The organism is Marispirochaeta aestuarii (genome assembly GCF_002087085.1).
Classification (GTDB): domain Bacteria; phylum Spirochaetota; class Spirochaetia; order JC444; family Marispirochaetaceae; genus Marispirochaeta; species Marispirochaeta aestuarii.
In genome coordinates this window covers 19,791-42,476 of sequence record NZ_MWQY01000015.1, presented here as the reverse complement: position 1 = coordinate 42,476, position 22,686 = coordinate 19,791, and the positions used below count along the sequence as shown (strand labels likewise).

At 54.6% G+C, this 22,686-nt stretch carries 18 protein-coding genes; 12 read left to right on the top strand and 6 right to left on the bottom strand.

The window, feature by feature from the left end; genetic code table 11:
- Positions 1 to 64 precede the first annotated feature (64 nt).
- The 4 genes from putP to B4O97_RS13630 all read left to right on the top strand — a co-directional run bounded on the left by putP (position 65) and on the right by B4O97_RS13630 (position 4,074).
- Positions 65 to 1,528, top strand: a complete 1,464-nt coding sequence (putP, locus tag B4O97_RS13645) for a sodium/proline symporter PutP (protein WP_083051629.1) — start codon at positions 65 to 67, stop codon at positions 1,526 to 1,528.
- Positions 1,529 to 1,861: 333 nt separating this feature from the next.
- On the top strand, positions 1,862 to 2,629 hold the full coding sequence (locus tag B4O97_RS13640) for an ABC transporter substrate-binding protein (protein WP_083051628.1): 768 nt from the start codon (positions 1,862 to 1,864) through the stop codon (positions 2,627 to 2,629).
- A 12-nt stretch (positions 2,630 to 2,641) separates the two neighbouring features.
- Positions 2,642 to 3,349 carry an amino acid ABC transporter permease gene (locus B4O97_RS13635; protein WP_233143060.1) on the top strand — a complete coding sequence of 236 codons (708 nt, stop codon included), beginning with the start codon at positions 2,642 to 2,644 and terminating at the stop codon, positions 3,347 to 3,349.
- Positions 3,343 to 4,074: an amino acid ABC transporter ATP-binding protein gene (locus B4O97_RS13630; RefSeq protein WP_083051626.1), complete on the top strand. Its 732-nt coding sequence runs from the start codon at positions 3,343 to 3,345 to the stop codon at positions 4,072 to 4,074. Before B4O97_RS13635 ends, B4O97_RS13630 begins: the two co-directional genes overlap by 7 nt.
- A 59-nt stretch (positions 4,075 to 4,133) precedes the next feature.
- Here the strand turns inward: B4O97_RS13630 and B4O97_RS13625 are convergent, their stop codons facing one another.
- Complete coding sequence (locus B4O97_RS13625) at positions 4,134 to 5,885, bottom strand: chloride channel protein (protein WP_083051625.1); 1,752 nt, start codon at positions 5,883 to 5,885, stop codon at positions 4,134 to 4,136.
- 177 nt (positions 5,886 to 6,062) lie between these two features.
- Here B4O97_RS13625 and B4O97_RS13620 point away from each other — a divergent pair, with 177 nt between their 5' ends.
- Positions 6,063 to 8,306 carry a methyl-accepting chemotaxis protein gene (locus B4O97_RS13620; RefSeq protein ID WP_158084301.1) on the top strand — a complete coding sequence of 748 codons (2,244 nt, stop codon included), beginning with the start codon at positions 6,063 to 6,065 and terminating at the stop codon, positions 8,304 to 8,306.
- Here B4O97_RS13620 and B4O97_RS13615 read toward each other — a convergent pair.
- On the bottom strand, positions 8,291 to 9,238 hold the full coding sequence (locus B4O97_RS13615) for an RluA family pseudouridine synthase (RefSeq protein ID WP_083051622.1): 948 nt from the start codon (positions 9,236 to 9,238) through the stop codon (positions 8,291 to 8,293). The genes B4O97_RS13620 and B4O97_RS13615 overlap by 16 nt on opposite strands.
- A 2-nt stretch (positions 9,239 to 9,240) precedes the next feature.
- On the bottom strand, positions 9,241 to 10,668 hold the full coding sequence (gene pyk, locus B4O97_RS13610; RefSeq protein ID WP_083051620.1) for a pyruvate kinase: 1,428 nt from the start codon (positions 10,666 to 10,668) through the stop codon (positions 9,241 to 9,243).
- Positions 10,669 to 10,778: 110 nt separating this feature from the next.
- On the opposite strand from pyk, the gene trhA reads away from it, so the two are divergent.
- Together trhA and zwf are read left to right on the top strand one after the other, a co-directional pair.
- Positions 10,779 to 11,468: a PAQR family membrane homeostasis protein TrhA gene (gene trhA / locus B4O97_RS13605; protein WP_083051619.1), complete on the top strand. Its 690-nt coding sequence runs from the start codon at positions 10,779 to 10,781 to the stop codon at positions 11,466 to 11,468.
- Positions 11,469 to 11,737: 269 nt separating this feature from the next.
- On the top strand, positions 11,738 to 13,072 hold the full coding sequence (gene zwf / locus B4O97_RS13600; RefSeq protein WP_083051617.1) for a glucose-6-phosphate dehydrogenase: 1,335 nt from the start codon (positions 11,738 to 11,740) through the stop codon (positions 13,070 to 13,072).
- Here the strand turns inward: zwf and B4O97_RS13595 are convergent.
- Complete coding sequence (locus B4O97_RS13595; protein WP_158084300.1) at positions 13,069 to 13,881, bottom strand: helix-turn-helix transcriptional regulator; 813 nt, start codon at positions 13,879 to 13,881, stop codon at positions 13,069 to 13,071. The two genes, zwf and B4O97_RS13595, sit on opposite strands and share 4 nt — an antisense overlap.
- Positions 13,882 to 13,970: 89 nt before the next feature.
- Between B4O97_RS13595 and B4O97_RS13590 the strand changes: the two genes are divergently transcribed.
- From B4O97_RS13590 to B4O97_RS13580, 3 genes are all read left to right on the top strand, one after another.
- Positions 13,971 to 15,299 (top strand): Gfo/Idh/MocA family protein, encoded by a 1,329-nt coding sequence (locus B4O97_RS13590; protein ID WP_083051614.1) that lies wholly within the window; start codon positions 13,971 to 13,973, stop codon positions 15,297 to 15,299.
- Positions 15,300 to 15,388: 89 nt separating this feature from the next.
- A complete protein-coding gene (gene acnA, locus B4O97_RS13585; RefSeq protein ID WP_233143058.1) occupies positions 15,389 to 18,019 on the top strand; it encodes an aconitate hydratase AcnA in 2,631 nt (876 codons plus the stop codon).
- A gap of 22 nt (positions 18,020 to 18,041) precedes the next feature.
- The gene (locus tag B4O97_RS13580) at positions 18,042 to 18,449 is read left to right on the top strand and encodes a VOC family protein (protein WP_083051611.1); all 408 of its coding nucleotides are present in this window, start codon (positions 18,042 to 18,044) and stop codon (positions 18,447 to 18,449) included.
- Between the two features lie 9 nt (positions 18,450 to 18,458).
- Here B4O97_RS13580 and B4O97_RS13575 read toward each other — a convergent pair whose 3' ends face one another.
- Positions 18,459 to 19,367 carry a DMT family transporter gene (locus B4O97_RS13575; RefSeq protein ID WP_233143056.1) on the bottom strand — a complete coding sequence of 303 codons (909 nt, stop codon included), beginning with the start codon at positions 19,365 to 19,367 and terminating at the stop codon, positions 18,459 to 18,461.
- Positions 19,368 to 19,376: 9 nt separating this feature from the next.
- Entirely contained in the window at positions 19,377 to 20,756 is a 1,380-nt protein-coding gene (gene fumC, locus B4O97_RS13570) for a class II fumarate hydratase (protein ID WP_083051610.1), read from the bottom strand.
- 222 nt (positions 20,757 to 20,978) lie between these two features.
- Here fumC and B4O97_RS13565 point away from each other — a divergent pair, with 222 nt between their 5' ends.
- A complete protein-coding gene (locus tag B4O97_RS13565; RefSeq protein WP_083051609.1) occupies positions 20,979 to 21,470 on the top strand; it encodes a hypothetical protein in 492 nt (163 codons plus the stop codon).
- A 146-nt stretch (positions 21,471 to 21,616) separates the two neighbouring features.
- Positions 21,617 to 22,684: a LacI family DNA-binding transcriptional regulator gene (locus B4O97_RS13560; protein ID WP_083051607.1), complete on the top strand. Its 1,068-nt coding sequence runs from the start codon at positions 21,617 to 21,619 to the stop codon at positions 22,682 to 22,684.
- Positions 22,685 to 22,686: the final 2 nt, after the last annotated feature.

Below are 22,686 nucleotides of genomic sequence, written 5' to 3'. Positions count from 1 at the left end.
GACACAGCTGCAATATCGAAAAAAAATAGGTAGCATAGAGCACTCCAAAAAACAAGGAATACTGATGATCAATGTTGCAGAACTTACCACGTTTCTCGTCTATTTTGTCCTTCTGCTGATGGTTGGATACTACTTTTATAAAAAAACATCCAACATCGAAGACTACCTGCTGGGAGGCAGAAAAATGGGCCGCTGGGTCACAGCGCTCTCAGCCCAGGCCAGCGATATGTCCGGATGGCTCCTGATGGGTCTGCCCGGAGCGGTATATCTTTACGGTATCAACCAGAGCTGGATCGCCATCGGTCTTTTTATAGGAACCGTCGTCAACTGGATCCTTGTAGCTCCCAGACTGCGGGTTTTCACCGAGAAAACCAATGCCCTGACCATATCTTCTTTTCTGGAAGAAAGGTTCAAGGACCCCACAGGGCTCTTAAGAATCATATCCGCAATTATCACTCTTATTTTCTTTACCATCTACGCCAGTTCCGGACTGGTAGGTGCGGGAAAACTCTTTGAATCCATGTTCAGTATCGATTACCGGGTGGCCGTCCTTATCGGCGGTGCGGTTATCGTACTCTACACCTTCCTGGGAGGCTTTCTCGCCGTCTGCTGGACCGATCTTTTTCAGGGCTCCCTGATGTTTGTCGCGGTTATAATTGTTCCCCTGATAGCCTTCTTTTCCGTCGGGGGAAGTACTCCCATATTGGAAGCAATGTCCCTCAAGGGGATCTCGGGGAGCCTGATTCCGGATACGGCGCTTCCGCTGGTGGCAATTATCTCCACCATGGCCTGGGGTCTGGGCTATTTCGGGCAGCCCCACATTCTGGCCCGCTTTATGAGTATCCGATCCATCAGGGAACTCCCGGCGTCCACGGTGATTGCCGTTGTATGGGTGGCCTTCTCACTCTTTTTTGCGGTTCTGGTGGGTATTGTCGGTATTCCCATGTTCGGGGAACTGGCCGGAGGGGACCATGAAAAGGTCTTTATCCTGATGATCCGTGAGCTTTTTACCCCCTGGCTGGGAGGGATCCTGATGGCGGCAATTCTTTCCGCCATAATGTCTACAATCGACTCCCAGCTGCTGGTTTCATCCTCCGCGCTTACCGAAGATTTTTATCAGAAGATCATCCGCAAGGAGGCCACGGAGACCGAACTGATTGCGATCGGCCGGATCAGCGTCATTCTCATTTCCATTGTGGCCATGCTGCTGGCCCTGAATCCCAATAACTCGATCCTGGGTCTGGTCTCCTACGCATGGGGCGGATTCGGTGCCGCCTTCGGACCCGTCATCCTGATGGCCCTGTTTTCCCGGCGAACCGGGTGGCAGGCGGCTCTTTCCGGAATGATCACCGGAACCCTGGTACTGGTAGTGTGGGAGCGCCTGGGGCTCGGGGCGGTAATGTACGAAATCGTACCGGGATTTATCGCCAACTTTGCCGCAATCCTCATTGTCAACCATTTTGTAAAAGTTGACGAGAAGGATTTTTCCGATCTTTTTGACGCCTTCCGCGACGAGGTCAGAGTTTAAAAGAGGTCTTCTTTCTTTTCCTTCTGTCGGTCCGCCCCTCGTTGGGCGGACTTTTTTACCCCGCGTATATTAGAACACTAACCATCTGTCTGCACAATACTTTTCTTATACTCCCCGGATAAGAATCGAAAAGACATGTATTTGAGATTAATAAAATAGTAAAGAAATAATTCCTCTAACAGCAAGTAGATAAAGAAGAGCTAATAGAGGAATTGGCATCGTCCTGCCGGGTCTGTTTTCAGGGAATACCTCAACCCTTGACTATACAACTCAGAAATTATATCGTATACTAAATATTTAGCTTGCCCAGGGGTAAGCAAAGGAGATAAATTCATGAAAAGATCTGTGTACGGAATCCTGATTCTGCTGATGCTGGTTCTTGCCATGCCTGTTTTTTCCGGTGGAAGCCAGGACGAGGAGACTGTCATTCAGTTTGCAGGATCAGGAGGCTATCCGCCCTTCAACTTTATTAATGAGAATAACGAAGTCATCGGTTTTGATGTTGATGTAGCCAGAGAGATTGCCGAGCGTCTCGGATACGAACTCGATTATGTAACCACCGCCTGGGACGGCATAATCGAGGGACTGAGGGCCGGACGCTACAACGGAATCCTCGGCAGTATGGCCATTACCCCGGAACGACAGCAGGTGGTGGACTTTTCTGAACCCTACTACTACTCCGGGGCCCAGCTGATCGTAAGTAAAGACTCCGGGATAAGCTCCCCGGCGGATCTGACAAAAAGTCATAACGTAGGTCTTGTAACCGGAACCACCTTCGCCCAGGATGCGGAAAAACTCGGTGTAAGCATAAAATACTACGAGGATGACAACCAGACCCTCATGGAGCTGATAAACGGACGCCTCGATGCGGTAATTACCGACAGGGTGGTCGGTCTGAATGCCATGAGCAAGATACAGGGCGGGGACAGCCTCACCCTGGCGGGAGAGCTCCTGCGGAAGGAAGAATGCGCCATAGCCTTTCAAAAGGATGACCCCCTCCGGGATACGGTCAATGGAATCCTGAAAGAAATGAGGGCGGACGGAACACTGGCCGGAATAAGCGAAAGCTGGTTTAACGGCGAGAATATCACCAACCCTTAAGAGGATACGCCATTGACTGATCTGTTGGACACGCTGATTTCGAAGTTTCCCTGGGATCTGTCAATTATCGTCAAGCGGTTTCCCTTCTTCTGGGAGGCCGCTGCGGTAACCCTGACGATCACCGCCATGGGGATCATCGTCGGTATGATAATCGGCCTTGTAATGGCCCTTTTTCGGATATCCCACAATCGTTTTTTCCAGTATACCGCCCAAATATACATATTCGTAATCCGTGGAACTCCCCTTTTGCTGCAGCTCTTTATTATCTACTACGGACTGACAGCCCTGGTAACGATTCCTCCTTTCCCCTCGGCGGTAATTGCCCTGGCGGTCCACAACGGGGCGTACATAGCCGAGATTTTCCGCGGATCCATTCAGTCAATTGATCGCGGCCAGATGGAAGCCGCCCGTTCAATCGGGATGACCCACTCCAAGGCAATGAGCAGGATTATCATGCCCCAGGCCTTCAAACGGGCCATTCCGCCTTTGGGAAATCAGTTCATCATAGCATTGAAGGACTCATCCCTGGCCAGTACGGTAACGGTTCCCGAACTGCTCCTCAAAGGACGTCAGCTGGGTTCGTCGTCCTTCAAATACATGGAGATGCTGGTAATCGTGGCAATCTACTATCTTATTCTGACCACCATTTTCTATGTCATTGTCAGCAAAACGGAAAAACGCTTCGCTCTGGGAAGCAGGGAGCAGGGGAAAATATGGTAGTGGAATTGAAGAACATACATAAATGGTTCGGCGACCTGCACGTCCTCAAGGGGATAGATCTTACCATCAGGGAAAACGAGGTGGTGGTAATCATCGGCCCCAGTGGTTCCGGAAAAAGCACCCTGCTGCGATGCATCAATTTTCTGGAAATTCCCCAGAAAGGAAGCATCAGCATGAACGGCCGGGTTATCCACGCAAAAAAACACGATATTAATGCAGTCCGCCGGGACGTGGGTATGGTGTTTCAGCACTTTCACCTTTTTCCCCACAAGACGGTTCTGGGCAACGTTATCGAAGGGCCCACCCAGGTAAAGGGTATACCCAAAGCCAAAGCCGAAAAAGAAGGACTTGAACTGCTTGAGAAGGTCGGACTTTCCGACAAGGCGGAGGCCTACCCCTCCATGCTCTCGGGGGGGCAGAAACAGCGGGTTGCAATCGCCAGGGCCCTCTCAATGAACCCGGGGGTTATGCTCTTCGATGAACCCACCTCCGCACTGGACCCCGAACTCGTGGGGGAGGTAATAAATGTCATGGCGGACCTTGCCAAAGACGGAATGACCATGGCCGTAGTTACCCATGAAATCTGGTTCGCCAAGGAAGCGGCCCATCGGGTTGTCGTCATGGACGAAGGTCAGATTATCGAGGAAGGGCCGCCGGAAGTCATCTTCTCGGACCCCAAAGAGGAACGGACCAGGCAGTTCCTTCAGCAGGTTATGAACTTTTAAGACGAGCGTCAGGGGCCTTTCTCAAGGCCCCTTTTTTTGAATCCGGTTCCTTTCTCCCCTCACAGGGCTTCCCGTTTTGCCAGGTAGGATGAAATAATCATGTTGCGGGTCACAAATCCAGCTGCTCCGGAAGAATCCGTCACGACCAGCAGGTTCGTACGTTCCTTCTTCATTCTGTTCAGGGCATCATAAAGGTCGCTGTTTCGATCGACTGTAATGTCCTTCGGGGTAAATAGCTTTTCGATAGTCTCCTCTTTCCGGCAGCCCGAGCGAAAAAGTTCTTCATAGCTCACGGTACCCACAACATTCTGTCCATCGAGCACCGGAAGCAGTCCGATGGCCTTCTCATGCATCATCCTTGATACTTCCCCGACCCGGGAGAGGGGCGAACAGGAAACAAAGCTGGTCTTCATGATGTCCCCCAGCCGAACTGTCCGGAAAATCGGTATGCGCTTATCCAGCTGTATCTTTATCCCCCTCCGGGTTAGCTTCTTGGTATAGATGGTTTCACGGTAGAATTTTGCGGTTATAAAATGGGCGACCACCACGCTCAGCATCAGGGGCAGCATGATTTCGTAGTTTCGTGTCATCTCAAAAATCATGATAACCGCAGTAAGACTCGCCCCCGTGGTTCCCGCTACAACCGCAGCCATGCCGACTATCGCATAGGCCGACGGGCTGGCCGTCAGTTCGGGAAACAGGGAGTTGACCGTCAGACCGACAGCTCCCCCCACTGCAGCCCCCAGAAAAAGGGAGGGAGCAAAGATACCCCCGGATCCACCGGCAGCCAGGGTAAGGGCATTTGCCGCGATCTTTGCCACCAGCAGCGCAGCGAGAAGGAGTACAACGGGGACACTGTTGGCAAGAACCTCCGTAAGAAAGGCGTAGCCGACACCAAATACATAGTACTCCCCGAAGAGGAGAAAAAGGACATACCCGATCAGGCCGACAAGGAATCCGCCCGCAAGGGCCTTGACTGTGGAGTTGAGGGGTAATTCATCGAAAAAGTCCTCGGTTCTGTACAGAACCGCGATAAATCCTATGGAGACAAAACCTGCCAGAATACCCAGTACAAGGTAGAAGGAGAGCTCATAGGATGAGACAAACTGATACATGGGCAGGGTGAATGCAGGGCTGTTTCCAAGGATCAGCAGAGAGATATGGGTAGCTATGGTTGAAGAGATAACCAGGGGCATTATAGTCATAATGCTGTATTCCGGAAGTATCAGCTCAATGGCAAAGATGATGCCGCCGATGGGGGCGTTAAAGGTGGCCCCGATGCTGCCGGCGACACCGGCACCCACGAGAATGATTACCTCCCGGGGAGAGAGTTTCAGCACCTGCCCCAGGGTGGATCCAAAGCTGGCGCCGATCTGCACAATGGGCCCTTCCCGGCCCACGGAGCCTCCTGCACCGATGCTGATCGCCGAGGCAAGGGACTTTATCAGCGCGACGACAGGTCTGATTACACCGCGATGCTCCATGACGGCCACCATAACCTCCGGAACCCCGTGTCCCTTTGCCTCGGGTGCCCACTTTTCGGTGATCCAGTTGGCCAGGGCAATCCCCGCCGCGGGAACGAGGACTACAAGGAAGCCCCAGCGGCTGACGAAGGGGACCTCCGAATCATAGATAAATGAAAGGGTACCGTGAAAAAAGAGATTGTGGAAAAATCCAATCAGGTACCGGAAACCGATGGCGCCGAAACCGGCGACGATTCCGACAAGAACCGATAAAAGACTTACGTAGATTGTCTTGTTTAAATGATAGTTTTCCTCCGAAAGGCTTACAGGGATGCGTGCATTTGACATGGCAATTCTTTCCCGGATAATGATTAAGTACCGCTTATTATATCATGATCCGAATTATTATTCGAGAGGATTGGTCTGATTCCTGACAAAAAATCCTCCCTGCGATAGATCTCTTGCACCGACACAGACAGATCATTACTATATATATCAACTTCTATGAAAACATTGAGAAACAAAATGCTTATACTCCTTCTGGGGAGTACCCTCGCCCTGTTAATCGTCTTCTTCGGACTGATCAGCAGTCGTATTGTTAATGTGCTGAACGAGTACGCCTACATGAGTGCCTTTCAGTATTCCCGGGAAGGAGCCGCGGCCGTCGAAGGGGAACTGAACAAGGCCCTGGGACTCTTAAACAGCTCCAGGGACCTGATAGAGGTTTTCAAAAGCGAAAACCGTACGGACCGGGAGATCCTTCCGCCTCTGTTTGCACGAATTCTGGAAGACTACGACTCGATTTTCTCGCTGTGGGTCCTTTTCGAACCCGATGCCTGGGACGGACGGGACGCCCGGTTCGCCAACACCGGAGAATATGACGAGCTGGGTAATTACGCTGTATGGGCTTATCGAAACGCGTCGAACCGCGTGGAGCTTAATCTCGAGGCCTGGGGAGCGGAGTCCTATCAGGATGATTACTATGCGCTTCCCCGGAACAGCCCTGGAATCCGCATAAGCGATCCCTACGAAGAAGAGATACGGGAGGGTTATTCCGTACAGATGATCTCCGCCTCCCGGGCGGTCCATAATCCCGAAGGGGAGGTAATAGGCGTGGTGGGGGCGGACTTTTCCATCGATTTCTTTAACCGGATCCTCAGCACTATAGACAGTAAAAGTCGGGGTAAATCCACCATAGCCACGGAGACGGGGCTGCTTCTGGCGGACAGCCTTTCCGGGAAGGAAGGAACCTACCTGTCGGAGTCCCACTCCACGGACACCGTAAGCGCAGCCTCTGAAGCCACCGGCGGTGAAAAGGAGAGCAGTTCGGAAAATTCCCGGATAATGGTACAGATCGGGGATCAGGAGTTCCTGCAGATGATCGAGCCCATAAACATCGGGGAGGGTATTGAACCGTGGATATACATCGTATCCATCCCCCGGGAGCATATATACGCCGTACCACGACAGATTTATATCAGCCTCATGATAACCAGCGCCGTAATTCTTGTGGTACTCACCCTCATCATCATACTCATTGCCAGCCGCGTCAGCCGCCCCCTGGGAATCCTCACTGGGGCGTTCGAAACCATTTCCGGCGGGGATCTGCGGCGGGAGGTACATATCACCGCCCGGGACGAAACCGGAAGACTCGCCCAGGGGTTCAACCGCTTTACCGCCTCCCTCAGCAGTACCCTGCGGGAGATCAAAAGCGCGATGGCGGAACTCCGGAACGAGGCGGATGAACTTGCCAGGGAAACGGAGAATACCGACAGCGCCTTTGCGGATAATTCCCGGGCCATCAACAGCGTCCTGATGAAGGCCTCGGATATTACCCGGGGACTCGGGGAAACCTCCCGGTCTCTGGATAAGATCCTGGAAAATATTACCAGCCTGGAACAGCGGTCAGGAAACGAATCACAGCTTATTTCCCAGTCCGTGGCAGCCATAGAAGAGACCCTGGCGGGACTGCACTCGGTAACGGAGAATGTCGTTCGATCCAGCGAATATTACCGTCAGCTGAACAGATCATCCGCCCTGGGGGAAGACCTCCTTACTACCGTAATCCGCCGTATCCAGGAGATACACAGTCAGTCCGAATCCCTCCTGGAAACCAACATGGTTATCTCCAACATTGCGACCCAGACAAACATGCTCGCCATGAATGCCGCCATCGAAGCAGCCCATGCAGGGGAAGCCGGCAAGGGATTCGCGGTAGTAGCGGACGAGATACGAAAACTCTCCGAAAACACCGCAGATCAGTCCCGGGGAGTCGAGAAGATCCTCAAGGAAATCGTCGACATCATAAGCGCCATCGCGAGATCTTCCCAGGAAGCGGGAAAGAACTTCGGCGAAATCCAGGGGCTTATCGGAACCATAACCCGGATCGAGGAGGAGGTTAAACTCTCCCTGGAAGAGCAGGGGGCCGGGAGCAATCAGATTCTTGCCTCCCTTGGAGAGATGGAAACCGCCTCCCTCGAGATAGACCGGGAAGCGGAGAGCGTTTCCGTGCTGGCCAGAAAGATTGCGACAGAAGTTGAGGTTCTCAGTAAAAACAGTGAAGAGATTCAGCAGAGTATCGGAAATGTCCTTAACAACAACGAAGCAATCAGGCATACCGTGGACAAGGCGGTTGAATCGGCGGAGCATACAGCAATGAGTATTGCCCGGATCAATGAGAATATGGGGATCTTCAAGTTAAAAGGAGAGGATCCGGCGGAAGCGGAATCTGAAATTCGCAAAAAAGGTGATTTTCAGGAGAGTCCCTGAGCCCAGGACGGGATTTCCGCGCATATATCCACAGTCTCCGCTGATGACCGGGGAGTAAAAACAAGTCGCCGGCTGAAAAGCGCCTGATGCGGCAGAATCAGGCGGCGCCGGTCCCTGTCATCCAGCACGCCCTTGATAAAGCGAAGAAACATCGTCTCATCGAGGCCATAGATTTTATCCCCCGCCACAGGGAATCCAAGGGAACAGAGACTTGCCCGGATCTGGTGAGTCTTGCCGGTATGGAGCCTGCAGCGCAGCAGGGAGAATCCATCTTTTACGGCTTCGCAGAAGAACTCGGTACGGCAGTAGCTTCTTCCGGGGCTTCCGGCATCACCGGGATCTTCCGCTGCGGAATCCGGGAGAAAGGTTCGTTTTTTCCTCACAGCGCTCGTGCCGGATTTCACCAGCCAGCCTGTGGCATCCAGGTAGTCCGGAAAACTCCCGTGTACAAGACAAAGGTACTCCTTGTAAATCCGGCGCTCCCGCTGCCGGCGATAGAGGTAATCGGCACTTTCCGGGTTCAAGGCGACCAGCATAAGACCGGAGGTCTCCCGATCGAGGCGGCTTATCAGATAGACCTGGCCGTATTCCGCCGCCAGCATGCTCTGCAGGGTATTATTCAGATAGATCCCCCCGGGATGGACCGGCAGGTCCGGGGGTTTGTTGACCACCAGAAAATCAGGGTCCTCCAGTAGAATCCGATACGCCCTGTTTACTTCCGGTTCCGGAATTGCCGGGGGTTCGTAGCTGACGATCATGCCGCGGCGCAACTCCAGTGAACCCTCGGCGGGCATTCCGTCGACCAGTATCCGACGGTCCCGTATCTCCGTCTCCCATCCGGAAGGATCACGGTAGGTGAAACGTCCTGAAAGCCAGCTGATCAGGGTGCCCCCCTCCTCGTGGGGGGCGATGATCGTCAGCCTGGGCGACACGCTTATACCGTTTCGGTTTTCAGCATGTTGGCGCTGGGACTCTCGATGAGGGGTATCCCCGCTACATAGACAACCTTGTCACCCCGCTTTACATGTCCCAGATCGAGGGCCAGTTTTCGCGCCTTCTGGAGGGTGGCATCGGTCTCACCCACATTGTCCATGATTTCGCCCTGTACGCCCCAGAGTATTTTCATGTAGCGCAGGGTCTCCTCTGTTTCCGTGAAGGCAATGATGGGCAGGGAGATCCTGTACTTGGAGAGCATCCGGGCGGTTCTCCCTCTCTTGGTAATGGCGATAATCGCCGAAGCATGGGCTTCTTCCGCCATGATACAGGCCGCCCGGCAGATGTTCTCCGCATCGCTGAGAACATGGTCCTTTTTCAGGAAAGACGACTTTTTAAGAAGCTCCGGCCTGCTTTCAGCGGCGGAGACTATCTGGTCCATTATTCCCACCGAATCCACAGGGCTGATTCCCACGGAGGTCTCCGCGGAGAGCATGACCGCATCGGTACCGTCAAATACAGCGTTGGCAACATCACTGGCCTCAGCCCTGGTCGGCCTGGGATTCGTTATCATCGATTCCAGCATCTGGGTCGCGGTTATGACCGGAGTGTTGTGCATGTTGCACTTTTCGATAATCATCTTCTGCAGAAGGGGTACGTCCTGGGTGGGCATCTCCACCCCCAGGTCGCCCCGGGCAACCATGATCACGTCGGCTTCAGCGACGATACCGTCAATATCCGCCACGGCTTCCGGTTTTTCGATCTTGGCAATTATGGGTAGCAGTTTTCCCCGGTCTTTCAGCAGCCAGCGGAGCTCCTTTATATCGTCCCGGCTGCGGACAAAAGAGAGGGCCACAAAGTCTATGGGCTGGCTGATTATAAACTCCAGGTCGTTCTTGTCCTTTTCAGAAATCGAGGAGGCGCTTACCTTTACGCCCGGAAGATTGATGCCCTTGCGTGACTTCAGAACCCCGGAGTTCTTCACCTTGCAGTGGACGTCGCTCCCCGAGGTTGAGCGGACCTCCAGCCGGATGAGCCCGTCGTCAATCAGAATAGTATCTCCGGGGTTTACATCCTCCGCCAGTCTTTTATAGGCGGTGGGGACCCTGCCGGGAACACCGACGAATTTTTCGGTTGTAATAACAAGATCATCTCCGGCAGTGACCGGGATATCCGCTTCCAGGTCCCCCAGCCTGATCTTCGGACCGCAGAGATCGGCAAGGATCGCCACGGGACGTCCGGTAGAGGCGACCGCGGCCTGCACGTTCTCCACAGCCTGGGCGTGAAACTCATGATCGCCATGGGAGAAATTCAGTCTCACGATATCGAGTCCCGCTTCAATCATTTTTTCCAGCACCGGAACACTGTTGGACGCAGGTCCGATGGTCCCGATAATCTTTGTTTTTGTCAGGTTTACAGACTGTTTCATACCTTAAGGGTATATCCGGAAGGCCCGGAATTGCAACAGAATTGGACGACGGGAGCATCATTTAACACAGGCAATTGTACTGATTGCCGTATCCGTGTAGCATAGAGACAATGAATAATCACGAAGATGCCGGCAGATTTCATCGCTGGCTTACAAGCAGAATTCCCTTGAAATCAGACCAGTCCCCCCGGGACGAAAAAATTAACGCCCTTACCCATCTTGCAGGTTTCATTCTTGCCTTTATCGGTACAGTACCCCTCGTTATGCGGGCCATTGAGGGGGGTCGCCCCTGGATGATCTTCAGCGCTTCGGCCTACTCCCTCTCCATGCTGGTCCTCTACGGTTCCTCCGCCGTGTATCACTGGGTAAAACAGGACACAGCAAAGCGCATTGGACGCATCTTTGATCACCTGGCCATCTACCTCCTTATAGCCGGTACCTATACCCCGGTTGCTTTTCGGATCTGGGAGCCCGAAGGCCCCGTCATTTTAACCATTCTCTGGGCAATAGTAGCTGTCGGTTTTGTAATAAAGCTGCTCTTCTGGAACCGATTCAAAATCTTCCATGTAGCGGTCTACCTGGCCATGGGCTGGCTTATCGTCTTCTTCTGGCAGCCGGTGGTGACGCGAATTCCCCGGGAATTCCTTTTCTGGGCCCTGGCCGGGGGCTTGAGTTACACGATAGGCGTCGCGTTCTATGCCCAGAAGCGGCTTCCCTATCATCATGGAATATGGCACCTCTTTGTTCTGGCCGGTTCGATTTTCTTTTACCTGGGGATCTATTATCACATCCTTGCCTGAACAGGGGTTTTAAGCGATTTATAAATTTTCTCTATTTACTCTTGATGTTTTTTTACAATTCACCTATACTGCCGGAAGTCAGGGAGCTTGCCGGAGCAGCTTGCGCACCTTCAGCTCCTCTTCCGGGGTACATGCTGCACTTCAATCTGAATCAACGTACCTCGTTCCGGCGGGCTCTATGACCTTTCCCCTTTATACCTTATCCACCCCTTGCCAGTATTGCCTCTTCTTTCTATCTTATAGACATCTCTACAGGAGAGTGATTACCTATGCCCGTTTCAGATTCAGCCATAATCATACTGGGAGCCTCTGGAGACCTTGCAAAGCGCAAGCTCATTCCTGCATTAGAGCGTCTTTTTCAGAAGAAGGAGATCGATGACACCTGCCGGGTAATTGGCTCTGGGCGGACCCCCTTCAGCCACGAGGAGTTCCGCGCTCATTTCAACCGGGATAAAGAGTTCAGCAAGCTCCTTTACTACCACCAGGGCACCGAGGGCATACGGGACTTTATCTTTTCCCTCCGGGAATTCAGGCGGGTTATTATTTTCTTCTCCCTTCCCCCAAGGGTGTACGCTCATACAGCAGCGGAGCTCCACCGCGAGGGATTCAGGGACGAGACGACCCTGATCATAGAAAAACCCTTCGGCTACGACCTGGAGAGTGCCCGGAAGCTCAACGCCGATCTTCAGCGCTACTTCCACGAACTCCAGATCTTCCGGATCGACCATTACCTTGCCAAGGAGGCGGTCCAGAATATTCTGGTATTCCGCTTTGCCAACGCTGTTTTTTATCCCATATGGAACTCCCGGTATATAGAATCGATCCAGATCAACGCCCTGGAGGATATCGGCGTGGAAGACCGGGGTGCCTACTTTGACGGAGCCGGTATTATTCGCGACATGGTACAGAACCACCTGATGCAGCTTCTGTCCCTCCTGACCATGGAAGCCCCCATAAACCTCGAAGCGGAGGAGATCCGGATACAGAAGATGCAGATTCTCAAAGCCCTGGAGGTCAAACGCTGGGCCAAGATGCAGTACCGGGGATACCATGACGAGAAGGGTGTTCCGGAGGATTCAAAAACCGAAACCTATGCCGAGCTTGAGATGACGATAAACAACTATCGGTGGACCGGAATTCCCATTTACGTCCGGACCGGTAAAGCGGTCCATCGAAAGGGTACGGAAATAGGGATCCGCTTCAAGCCGGGTCCCCATCTGCTCTATAACACCGAGGGGCAGATTCCGCCCAACCAGATTATCTTCAATATTCAGCCCGATGCCGGGATTGTAATGGATTTTATCGCCAGGGAACCCGGAGGCAGCGGAAGGATCAGCTCAACCAACATGACCTTCTGTTATTCCTCGAGTTTTCTGGATGCCGAGATCCCCGAAGCCTACCAGAGGCTCCTGCTCGATGCCATCCGGGGTGACCGGACGCTTTTTGTCAGTGCGGAAGAAACGGAACTCTCCTGGGAAAAATTTACCCCCACCCTGCAGCAGGAGACTCCGGGGATGTATAAACGGGGAGCGCTTCCTCCCTCACCCCTGGGCATCGACTGGATTGATTTTGACAAGTACGGGTCCACCTGCAGGCTGGATTAGTTTACTTCGCCCTTGAGGGTTTTTTTGGCGCCCTCCTTCCGGGCCTGCCGGGGGCTCAAGCCGGTCTGCCGGTGAAAGGTACGGCTGAAGGCGCTATGGGAAGAAAACCCGCAGGTCAGGGCTATTTCGGTTACGGGTATATTGGTCCGGACCAGGAGTTCCAGGGCCCGTTGTACCCTCATCTCCGTGAAAACCGCAGCGGGACTTTTTCCTTCCTGCTGCTGAAACAGACGCCGCAGGTGACTGACGCTTACACCGCTCTCCCGGGCGACCTGTTCCGTACCGATGCCGTACTCCATCCGGGAATCATAGATGCTCCTGGCCCTGGCGACAATTCTCGCAGCTTGAGGCCGTTCATCGGGGAGCAGGAAATCCTCAGCTTTACCCAGAACAAAGAGGCTCAGCTCCAGAAGCAGATGCTGGAAATAGACCGGTGTTATTTTGAGGGGATTAAAAAAGTGCTCCCAGGCCTGACTGACGTTCTCCCGGAGCCATGACGGCTCGTCATTTTCCAGGGGGACTGAAATCCAGCCGTCCCTGCGGCAGTACTGCTCCAGCTCCCTGGGAACGATATCGTAGTGAAAGACGGCAATCTCCGCCTCATCGTTCCTGCCGCTGCCCCTCCAGCCGTGGAGATTATCCGGCCCGAATACCCAGAGGGTATCCGAGGAGGCTTCTTCCGCTCCCGAGGCAAACAGGGGACGGATTTTACCCCTCAGCACCGCCTGGAACTCCCAGACCCTCCGCCTTCGGACCCGTTCCGGATAGGAATCGTACTGTCTCAATCCTTTGTTGCAATAAACAATCATGAGCGATTCTGCACAGTTTATCATTGATCGGGCACAGCGGTCAAAGGACAGCTCCTCTACAATAACGCGGGAATAGTAAAGGAGACAGTATGAACAGAAAACGATACGCCCTTGTGGGCACCGGAAGCCGCAGCCGGATGTACATAGACGCCATTGCCGGGAATTTCAGCGATACCGCCGAACTGGTCGCTTTTTGCGACATCAATCAGACCCGCATGGATTTTATGAACCGGAGGCTCCGCGAAAAGTTCAGGCATGCGCCGGTCCCCACCTACAGGGCGGAGGAGTTCCGTCGGATGGTACAGGAGGAAAAACCCGATACGGTGATTGTCCTCACCTGGGACCGGACCCATCACCGCTACATAATCGCCGCCATGGAGCTGGGCTGCGACGTGGTTACCGAGAAACCCCTCACAACGGACGACGAAAAATGCCGGGCCATCCTTGATGCCAGGGAAAAATACAGCAAAAAGATAAGCGTTACCTTCAATTACCGATACAGTCCCCGGAATACCCGCATCAAGGAGCTGATCAACTCCGGTGCCATCGGCGATGTGGTTTCCGTCCACTTCGAGTGGATGCTGGATACCCGGCACGGCGCCGACTACTTCCGGCGCTGGCATCGGGACAAGAACAACTCCGGCGGCCTCATGGTCCACAAATCCACTCACCACTTCGACCTGGTCAACTGGTGGCTGGACAGCGAGGCGGAAAGCGTTTTCGCCATGGGCCGCCTGGCCTTTTATGGACGAGAAAACGCCGAACAGCGGGGGGTAACGGAGTTCTATGAACGATGCAGGGAGAATCCGGTAGCTGCCGTGGATCCCTTTGCCCTGGACATGTCGGGAAATGAGCTGATGAAGGGCCTCTATCTGGAGGCGGAACACGAGGACGGTTACATACGGGACCAGTCGGTTTTCGGTCACAATATCTCCATCGAGGACAGCATGAGCGTCATGGTCAAATACCGGAACAAGGCGGTTATGACCTACTCCCTGAACGCCTTCTGTCCCATGGAAGGCTACAATGTCAGCTTCAACGGAACAAAGGGACGCATCGAGGTACGGATTGTCGAGCGGCCCTACGTATCGGGCTCCACCATTGACCAGAACGATCCGGACTACAACATGAGGGAAGACGGGGCGGTAACCGGCAGAAGCGGCGAGAGCGAGGCATCCATAAGCCTGCAGCAGATCTGGGGCGAACGGGAAGCCATTACCTGGACCGAAGGCAAGGGGGGGCACGGCGGCGGTGACGGTCTTCTGCTGGAGGACGTGTTTAAACCAGGCAGGGAGGACCCCTTAAAAACAGCCGCCGGACTGGAGGACGGAGTCAATTCCATAATGGTGGGGATTGCGGCCAACAGGTCCTTTGCCACGGGAAAACCGGTACATATCAGGGACCTTCTCCGGACTTGACAGCAAAGCCAAAGCCTTCCCCCTGTTTATTTTCAGCTTCTTCCTTTATACTTTTACCGCTACAACCAGATAAGGGAAGGCTAATGGCAATGACTGAACGAAACCTTACAGTAGACGGAAAAACATATCGAATTTTTGATGTATCCAGGGCTGATATTACGGAGGGACACGAGTCCCTCCCCTACTCCATCCGCATACTTCTGGAGAACGTTCTGCGGAAAGAGAAGCTGGGAAAGGCTTCCGCCGGAGACATACAGAAGGTGCTGGCCTACCGGAGCAAACCGGGACAGGATATTCCCTATTATCCCGCCAGGGTCCTGATGCAGGACTTTACCGGCGTGCCTGCGGTTGTCGACCTTGCCGCCATGCGGAATGCCATGGTCGCCCGGGGCGGAGACCCCAGGAAAATAAACCCTCTTATTCCGGTTGATCTGGTTATCGACCACTCGGTGCAGATCGACTTCTGGCAGGGAAAAAACGCCCTGCAGAAGAATGTGGAAATGGAATACACCCGCAACAGCGAACGCTATCGCCTGTTAAAATGGGCCGCGGAGAGCATGGACAACTTCCGGGTTGTTCCTCCCAACTCCGGCATATGCCACCAGATCAATTTCGAGAACCTGGGCAGGATTGTCCGGGAAAACGACGAAGGCGGTACACCGACGCTGATTCCTGATACCGTTATCGGTACGGACTCCCACACCACCATGATTGACGGTCTCGGAATCATGGGCTGGGGCGTAGGGGGCATCGAAGCGGAGGCCGTTCTTTTGGGACAGGCCTACGTAATGCCGGTCCCCGAGGTTATCGGTGTAAAACTCACCGGCAAGCTGCCCGCGGGAGTAAGCGCCTCCGACCTGGTCCTGACCCTTACGGAGATGCTGCGGAAAGAGGGAGTTGTCGGTAAATTCGTTGAATACTTCGGTCCCGGAATGAGCGCCCTGCCTCTGCCCGACCGGGCTACGGTGGCAAACATGAGCCCCGAGTACGGCGCCACCATGGGATTTTTCCCGGTGGATGAGAAAACAATCCGTTATCTCAAAGAAACCGGCAGAGAAGAGGCGGCTGTTTTAAGCGAGGCCTACCTCAAAGAGACGGGTATGTTCTTCTCTCCTGATTCTGAACCCCTCTACAACAAGGTTCTTCACCTCGACCTCGGCAGCGTACGCCCCTCCCTTGCAGGGCCCTATCGCCCCCAGGACCGCATAGATGTCTCGGATCTGCCCAAAGTATTCGGCGCCGAGCTTGAAAAAAACGCGCCGGGCTCCGCGGGAAAGGCCGTTTCGGTACGGGTAAACGGAAGCGAAGTACAGATTCCCCAGGGAGCGGTGGCAATCGCCTCGATTACCTCCTGCACCAATACCTCGAACCCCTTTGTAATGGTGGGTGCAGGACTTCTGGCGAAAAAAGCCCGGGCCCGGGGACTCAAGCCCCCGGCCTGGGTAAAGACCTCCCTCGCTCCCGGGTCCCAGGTCGTTCTCGACTATCTTGAAAGGGCCAATCTCGTTGAAGAACTGGAGGGCATCGGATTTACCCTGAGCGCCTTCGGCTGTGCAACCTGTATTGGAAATTCAGGACCCCTTCCCGACTACATTACGGAGGCCGTGGACAACGATGGCCTTTTGACCGCTTCGGTCAGCTCGGGAAACCGGAATTTTGAAGCCCGGATCCATCAGAAGGTCCGGTTCAACTTTCTCGGTTCTCCCCTCTATGTTGTAGCCTATGCCCTGGCGGGGCGGGTAGACGTCGACATAATGAATGAGCCCATCGGAAAAGATGCGGAAGGTAACGAGGTTTTTCTGAAAGAGATCTGGCCCTCCTCCGGGGAGATTGAATCGGTACTCAGTTCAGCCCTTAAGGGGGAAGATTACGTTAAACGCTACACTGAGGTCTTCAAAGGGGATGATACGTGGCGCTCCCTGAAGGTCACCAGCAGCGAACTCTTTCCCTGGGATCCGGAATCAACCTACATCCGGGAGCCGGACCTCTTTTTCGACAGCCCCGAAGGGGATCCCGGAATACTGGAAAACGCCCGGGCGCTGGGGGTCTTCGGCGATTCCATAACCACCGACCACATCTCTCCGGCAGGAACCATTGCCGCGGACTATCCCGCGGGACGCTATCTCCAGGAGAAGGGAATACCCCGGAAGGACTTTAACTCTTACGGCTCCCGCCGGGGAAACCACGAGGTCATGATGCGTGGGACCTTCGGCAACATCCGCATAAAAAACCAGCTTGTACCGGAGAAAACCGGCGGATACACCCGCCGATCCCCCAAGGGGGAAATCGAGTTTATCTACGACGCCGCAATGGAGTATGCCGCGGCGGGAACGCCTCTGATTATCCTCGCCGGTAAGGAGTACGGCACGGGGTCTTCCAGGGACTGGGCCGCCAAGGGGCCGCGACTCCAGGGGGTACGGGCAGTAATCGCAGAGAGCTTTGAACGCATTCACCGCAGCAATCTTGTGGGGATGGGGGTTCTTCCCCTTACCTTTACTGGCGGAGATACCATAGCCTCTCTGGGACTTACGGGTTTTGAGACCTGCGCCATAAGAGATCTGGGGGATTTTGCACCGGGGACTGTTGCGGAGGTAACCGCCGTGAGCCCGGAAGGGAAAACCACCCGATTCAAGGCGGCACTGCAGATCTACTCCTCCGTGGAAGCCGATTTTATCCGAAGCGGCGGGGTACTGCTCCATGTGCTGGAGGAATTAAAGTAGAAATACCGAGAGGAGCTTGTTAATGAGTACGCTCAGCGACACCATAAGCGGATTTCAGCATCTGGGACTTCCTGTAAGGGACATCGAAGCATCCATCGCTTTCTATCGAAGATTGGGATTTTCCGTATTCCGCAGGCATGAATTTGATGAAAATGGCGCAACCACACAGGTAGCTTTTCTTGATATGAAGGCTTTCCGCCTCGAACTCTATCAACCCGCTGCCGGTGTCGCAAACGACCGTTCTACCGGAACCATCGATCACATCGCCCTGGACGTACAGGACATCGATACCGCCCATAAGGCGGTTCAGGAAGCCGGCTTTAAAATTGTGGAGGGCATCAACGAACTCCCCCTTCATGCAAAGGGCATACGCTACTTCATGATTCTCGGTCCGGACAATGAGAGGGTGGAATTCAACCAGATTCTCTAGACGGAGCACTCACAGACTGAAAAGCAGGATCGTCCCCCCTACGGCAACCAGGGTACCCGCAAGAGCCCCGGGGGTGACCCGCTTTTTAAACACATAATGGTCCAGGGGGAGCAGCAGTATGGGGGAGGTCTGCATGAGGGCTGTGACAATTCCCACCGGTGCCCACGAGAGGGCATAAAGGGAGAGCACAATCCCGAGAACCGGACCTATCAGAGCCCCGCTTGCAGTCAGTCCCAGGGCCGTACGGTCCTTCATGGCGGCAAAATCCCGCACAAAGGAGCCCCTGATCAGGGCATACAGTATAAGTCCCGCCAGGCCCGCCGCCAGACGCAGAAGATTAGCGCTTACCGGGTGCAGTCCCGAGACCAGCCCCGCCTTGGCCAGCATCATCCCCAATGCCTGGGTAAAAGCTCCTCCCAGGGCGAAGAGGGCGCCCACCCGTTTTCTGGAGGCCTCCGGGCTTTTAACCCCCCTGCCCCGGGCCCCTTCTTCCAGAATGACCCAGATGACCCCGCCGACGGTAGCCAGTATTCCCAGGATCTGTAAAGGGCTGAGAACCTCCCCCAGTACCACCCACGAAAAGAGGGCTGCAAAAATCGGGGACAGGGTCATTATTACCAGGGTTTCCCGGGGCCCTGCATCCACAAAGGCCTTGAAAATCAGCAGGTCCGCGATAAAGAAACCGAAAAATCCTGACAGGAGCAGATAGAGGTAGACGGAGAACTGGAATCCCGCGGGAAAGAATCTGCCGAGAACAATAAAATGGACCGCCAGCATTGCCGGCAGGGCTATCCAGAGCCTGACATGGGTCACCGCTCTGGAGCCGACCCTTTTTCCGGCTTCGGAATAGACAATGGAGTTGTGGGCCCAGCAGGCCGCGGTCAGCAGAGCGAAGATCTGCCCGAGCATTATGTGCATGGCTGTTGTTTACACCATCCGTTCTGGGACAACCCAGCGGTCGTATTCTTCGGAGGAGAGAAAGCCCAGGCTGATTCCGGCCTCCTTGAGGGTGATGTTCTCGGTGTAGGCTTTCTTGGCTATTGCCGCGGACTTGTCATAGCCGATATGGGGATTCAGAGCCGTAACTACCATGAGGGTACGCTCAAGGTACTCAGCCAGCTTTTCCCTGTTTACATCGATTCCTGCCACACAGCGCAGCCGGAAACTCTCCATGCCGTCGGAAAGCAGCCGGATCGACTGAAGCAGGTTGTGTATAATAACCGGCTTGAACACGTTCAGTTCAAAATTACCCTGGGAACAGGCGAAGGCGACGGTACTGTGGTTTCCCATTACCTGGGCGCATACCATGGTAAGGGCCTCGTTCTGGGTGGGATTCACCTTGCCCGGCATTATGGAACTCCCCGGCTCGTTTTCCGGAAGGATCAGCTCTCCGATACCGCAGCGGGGCCCCGAGCCGAGCCAGCGGATATCGTTGGCAATCTTCATGAGTGCTGCGGCCAGCGTGGAAAGGGCTCCGGAGAGTCCCGCCATGCCGTCATGTGCCGCGAGGAGGGCGAACTTGTTGGGCGCACTGGTATATCTTTCTCCGGTGATTTTCTCGAGTTCCCCGCAGACTGCATCGTCAAAACCGGCAGGAGCATTCAGTCCGGTCCCCACGGCGGTCCCGCCGATGGGGAGTTCCAGCAGCTCCTCGGCAGCCAGGTCGATGCGGCGTGCCGCCTGACGGAGCTGCGCCACGTAAGCGGAGAACTCCTGCCCCAGGCTCAGGGGAACGGCATCCTGCAGATGGGTCCTGCCGACCTTGATCAGCCGGGCCCAGATCCGGGCTTTTGCCTCCAGCTCCGAAGCGAGAAGCTCGACGGCGGGGAGCAGACGGTCTCTGACCATGGAGACCGCGGCAATATGCATGGCCGCCGGAAAGGTATCGTTGGAGGACTGGGAACGGTTTACATCGTCGTTGGGATGCACCAGTTCCTTCTGTCCTTTTTTGCCTCCAAGCAGTTCCGCTGCCCGGTTTGCGATAACCTCGTTCAGGTTCATATTGGTCTGGGTACCGCTGCCTGTCTGCCAGACCACCAGGGGAAAATGCTCCTTCAGTTTCCCTGCGATAACCTCGTCACAGGCGGCAAGAAGAGCCTCAAGCTTCTCCTTTTTCCAGACTGCCGAGGGGGCGTTCGCCAGTACACAGGCTTTTTTGAGACATCCATAGGCCCGGATAAAATCGTCAGAAAACCTCTCTCCTCCGATAGGGAAGTTCTCCAGGGAACGCTGGGTCTGAGATCCCCAGTAACGGGAATCCTCTACCTGAATATCTCCCATGGAATCGTGTTCGACTCGATACGCCATTCCGCACAGCTCCTTTCGTTTATCGTTTTCACGGATCAGCTGATGACCCCTGCACCGATTGAACTGAGTGTAGCAAATTTGCAGCGGTGCAGACAGCACCTCGGGGTAAAATGGCGGAATCATAAAATAAACGGAATTGCTTCATAACTCCTTCATAATTTGCCTCTACTATAGGCATGTAAACAAAAGGGCTGCACCAGGCAGCCGATATCAGGAGGATATATGAAACGCATTGGTCTTGTTCTTTTTATTGCCGCAGCCTTGAGCGCTGCCGTCATCGCCGAGGGCACCCAGGAAGCCCCCGGCCGCTTTGAGCCCGCGGAAACCGCGACCCTTACCGGGACGATCTCAATCACATCCTTTCCGCCGGTGCTGACAGCCGATGGCAAAGAATATTATGTCATGGTCCCACCCTGGGCGGCGGATGATATCGAAATCACCGATGGTCAGGAAATCACCCTGGAGGGATACATACACCAGGGGTACGGACGCTTTGCCGCACCCGGCAGTTCCGTTATTGCCGTTACCAGGGCAGTCATCGACGGGAATGAGTACGAAATCGACCGCCCCGGTCCCGGAGGCCGCTATGCCTACGGTCCCTGCTGGGATGACCGCGCCTGGGGCCCCCGCGGCGGCAGAGGCGGGAGAGGCGGCATGATGGGAGGTCCCGGTTACGGGTACAGTGATCCCCGCGCTCCCCGCAGCAGGTGGTAGAAACTCAAAGGCTGTATCAGCAACAGGAAACAGCACTCAGGCGAGGCCGTACAGGTCTCGCCTTTTTTATTGACTTCACCCCTGCTTACTGCTATGATACAAATCATGTGTACGTTAACGCAGGCGAAAGTGACAGGTATTTCCCGGTGGCCGATACTGTAACCATCAAGGATATAGCACGACTCGCCGGGGTTTCCATCGGAACGGTGGACCGGGTACTCCACAATCGCGGGCGGGTAGCGGAGGCCACAAAAAGCAGGATACTGGGAATAATCAGGGATACGGGCTTTAAACCGAACCTCTTTGCCAGTAACCTGGCCCAGTCACGGAATTATCGTATCGGCGTACTTACCCCCGGACCGGACCAGGACTCCGGCTTCTGGCAGCTTCCCCACCGGGGCATGCAGACCGCGGCTGAAGAGCTCTCCGCCTTCTCCCTGGAGCTGCTGTTCCACTGCTTCGACCGCTTCAGCCCGGATTCATTCCGCACAGCCGCTGAGGAACTGCTGACGGACACACCCGACGGCATCCTGCTTGCTCCTATCCTTCCGGAGCCTGCCGAAGAGTTCGTCCGAAAACTGCCCGAGGATCTTCCCCTCTGCTGCTTCGATTCTGACCTGCCGGAAATGCACAAGCTCACTTACATAGGACAGGATCCCCGCATGAGCGGCCGCCTGGCGGCAAAACTGATGCGCATGCTTGTTCCGCCGGAAATGGAGACGGTTATAATTCAGGCCGTCAACCTGGACGACCATATCCGAGGCCGGGAAGAAGGCTTCCGCTCCTACTATCCGAAGGACAAAAAGCCGCCGGTCCTGGAGGAGGTCCACCTGGACTCGAAAGATACCTGTTTTGCCTTTCTGGACTCCCTTTTTTCACGGAATCCCGCAATAGGCGGTTTTTTCGTGGCCAACGCATCTGTTCACCGGGTCGCTGAATACCTTTCGCAACACGGCAGAACCGATATTGCCCTCATTGGCTACGACCTGATTCCCAGGAACCGGGAGTATCTGGAACGGGGGATAATAGATTTTCTGATAAGCCAGAGACCGGAGACCCAGGGCTACCTTGGAATCCAGACCCTCTTCCGCGCCTTGAACCGGCAACCCGTTGCGGAGCATCACGTGGTCATGCCCATAGACATACTGACCGCTGAGAATATCCATTACTACACAACCTTTGAACCCTTTAACGACATCAGGGAGATTGTTTAATC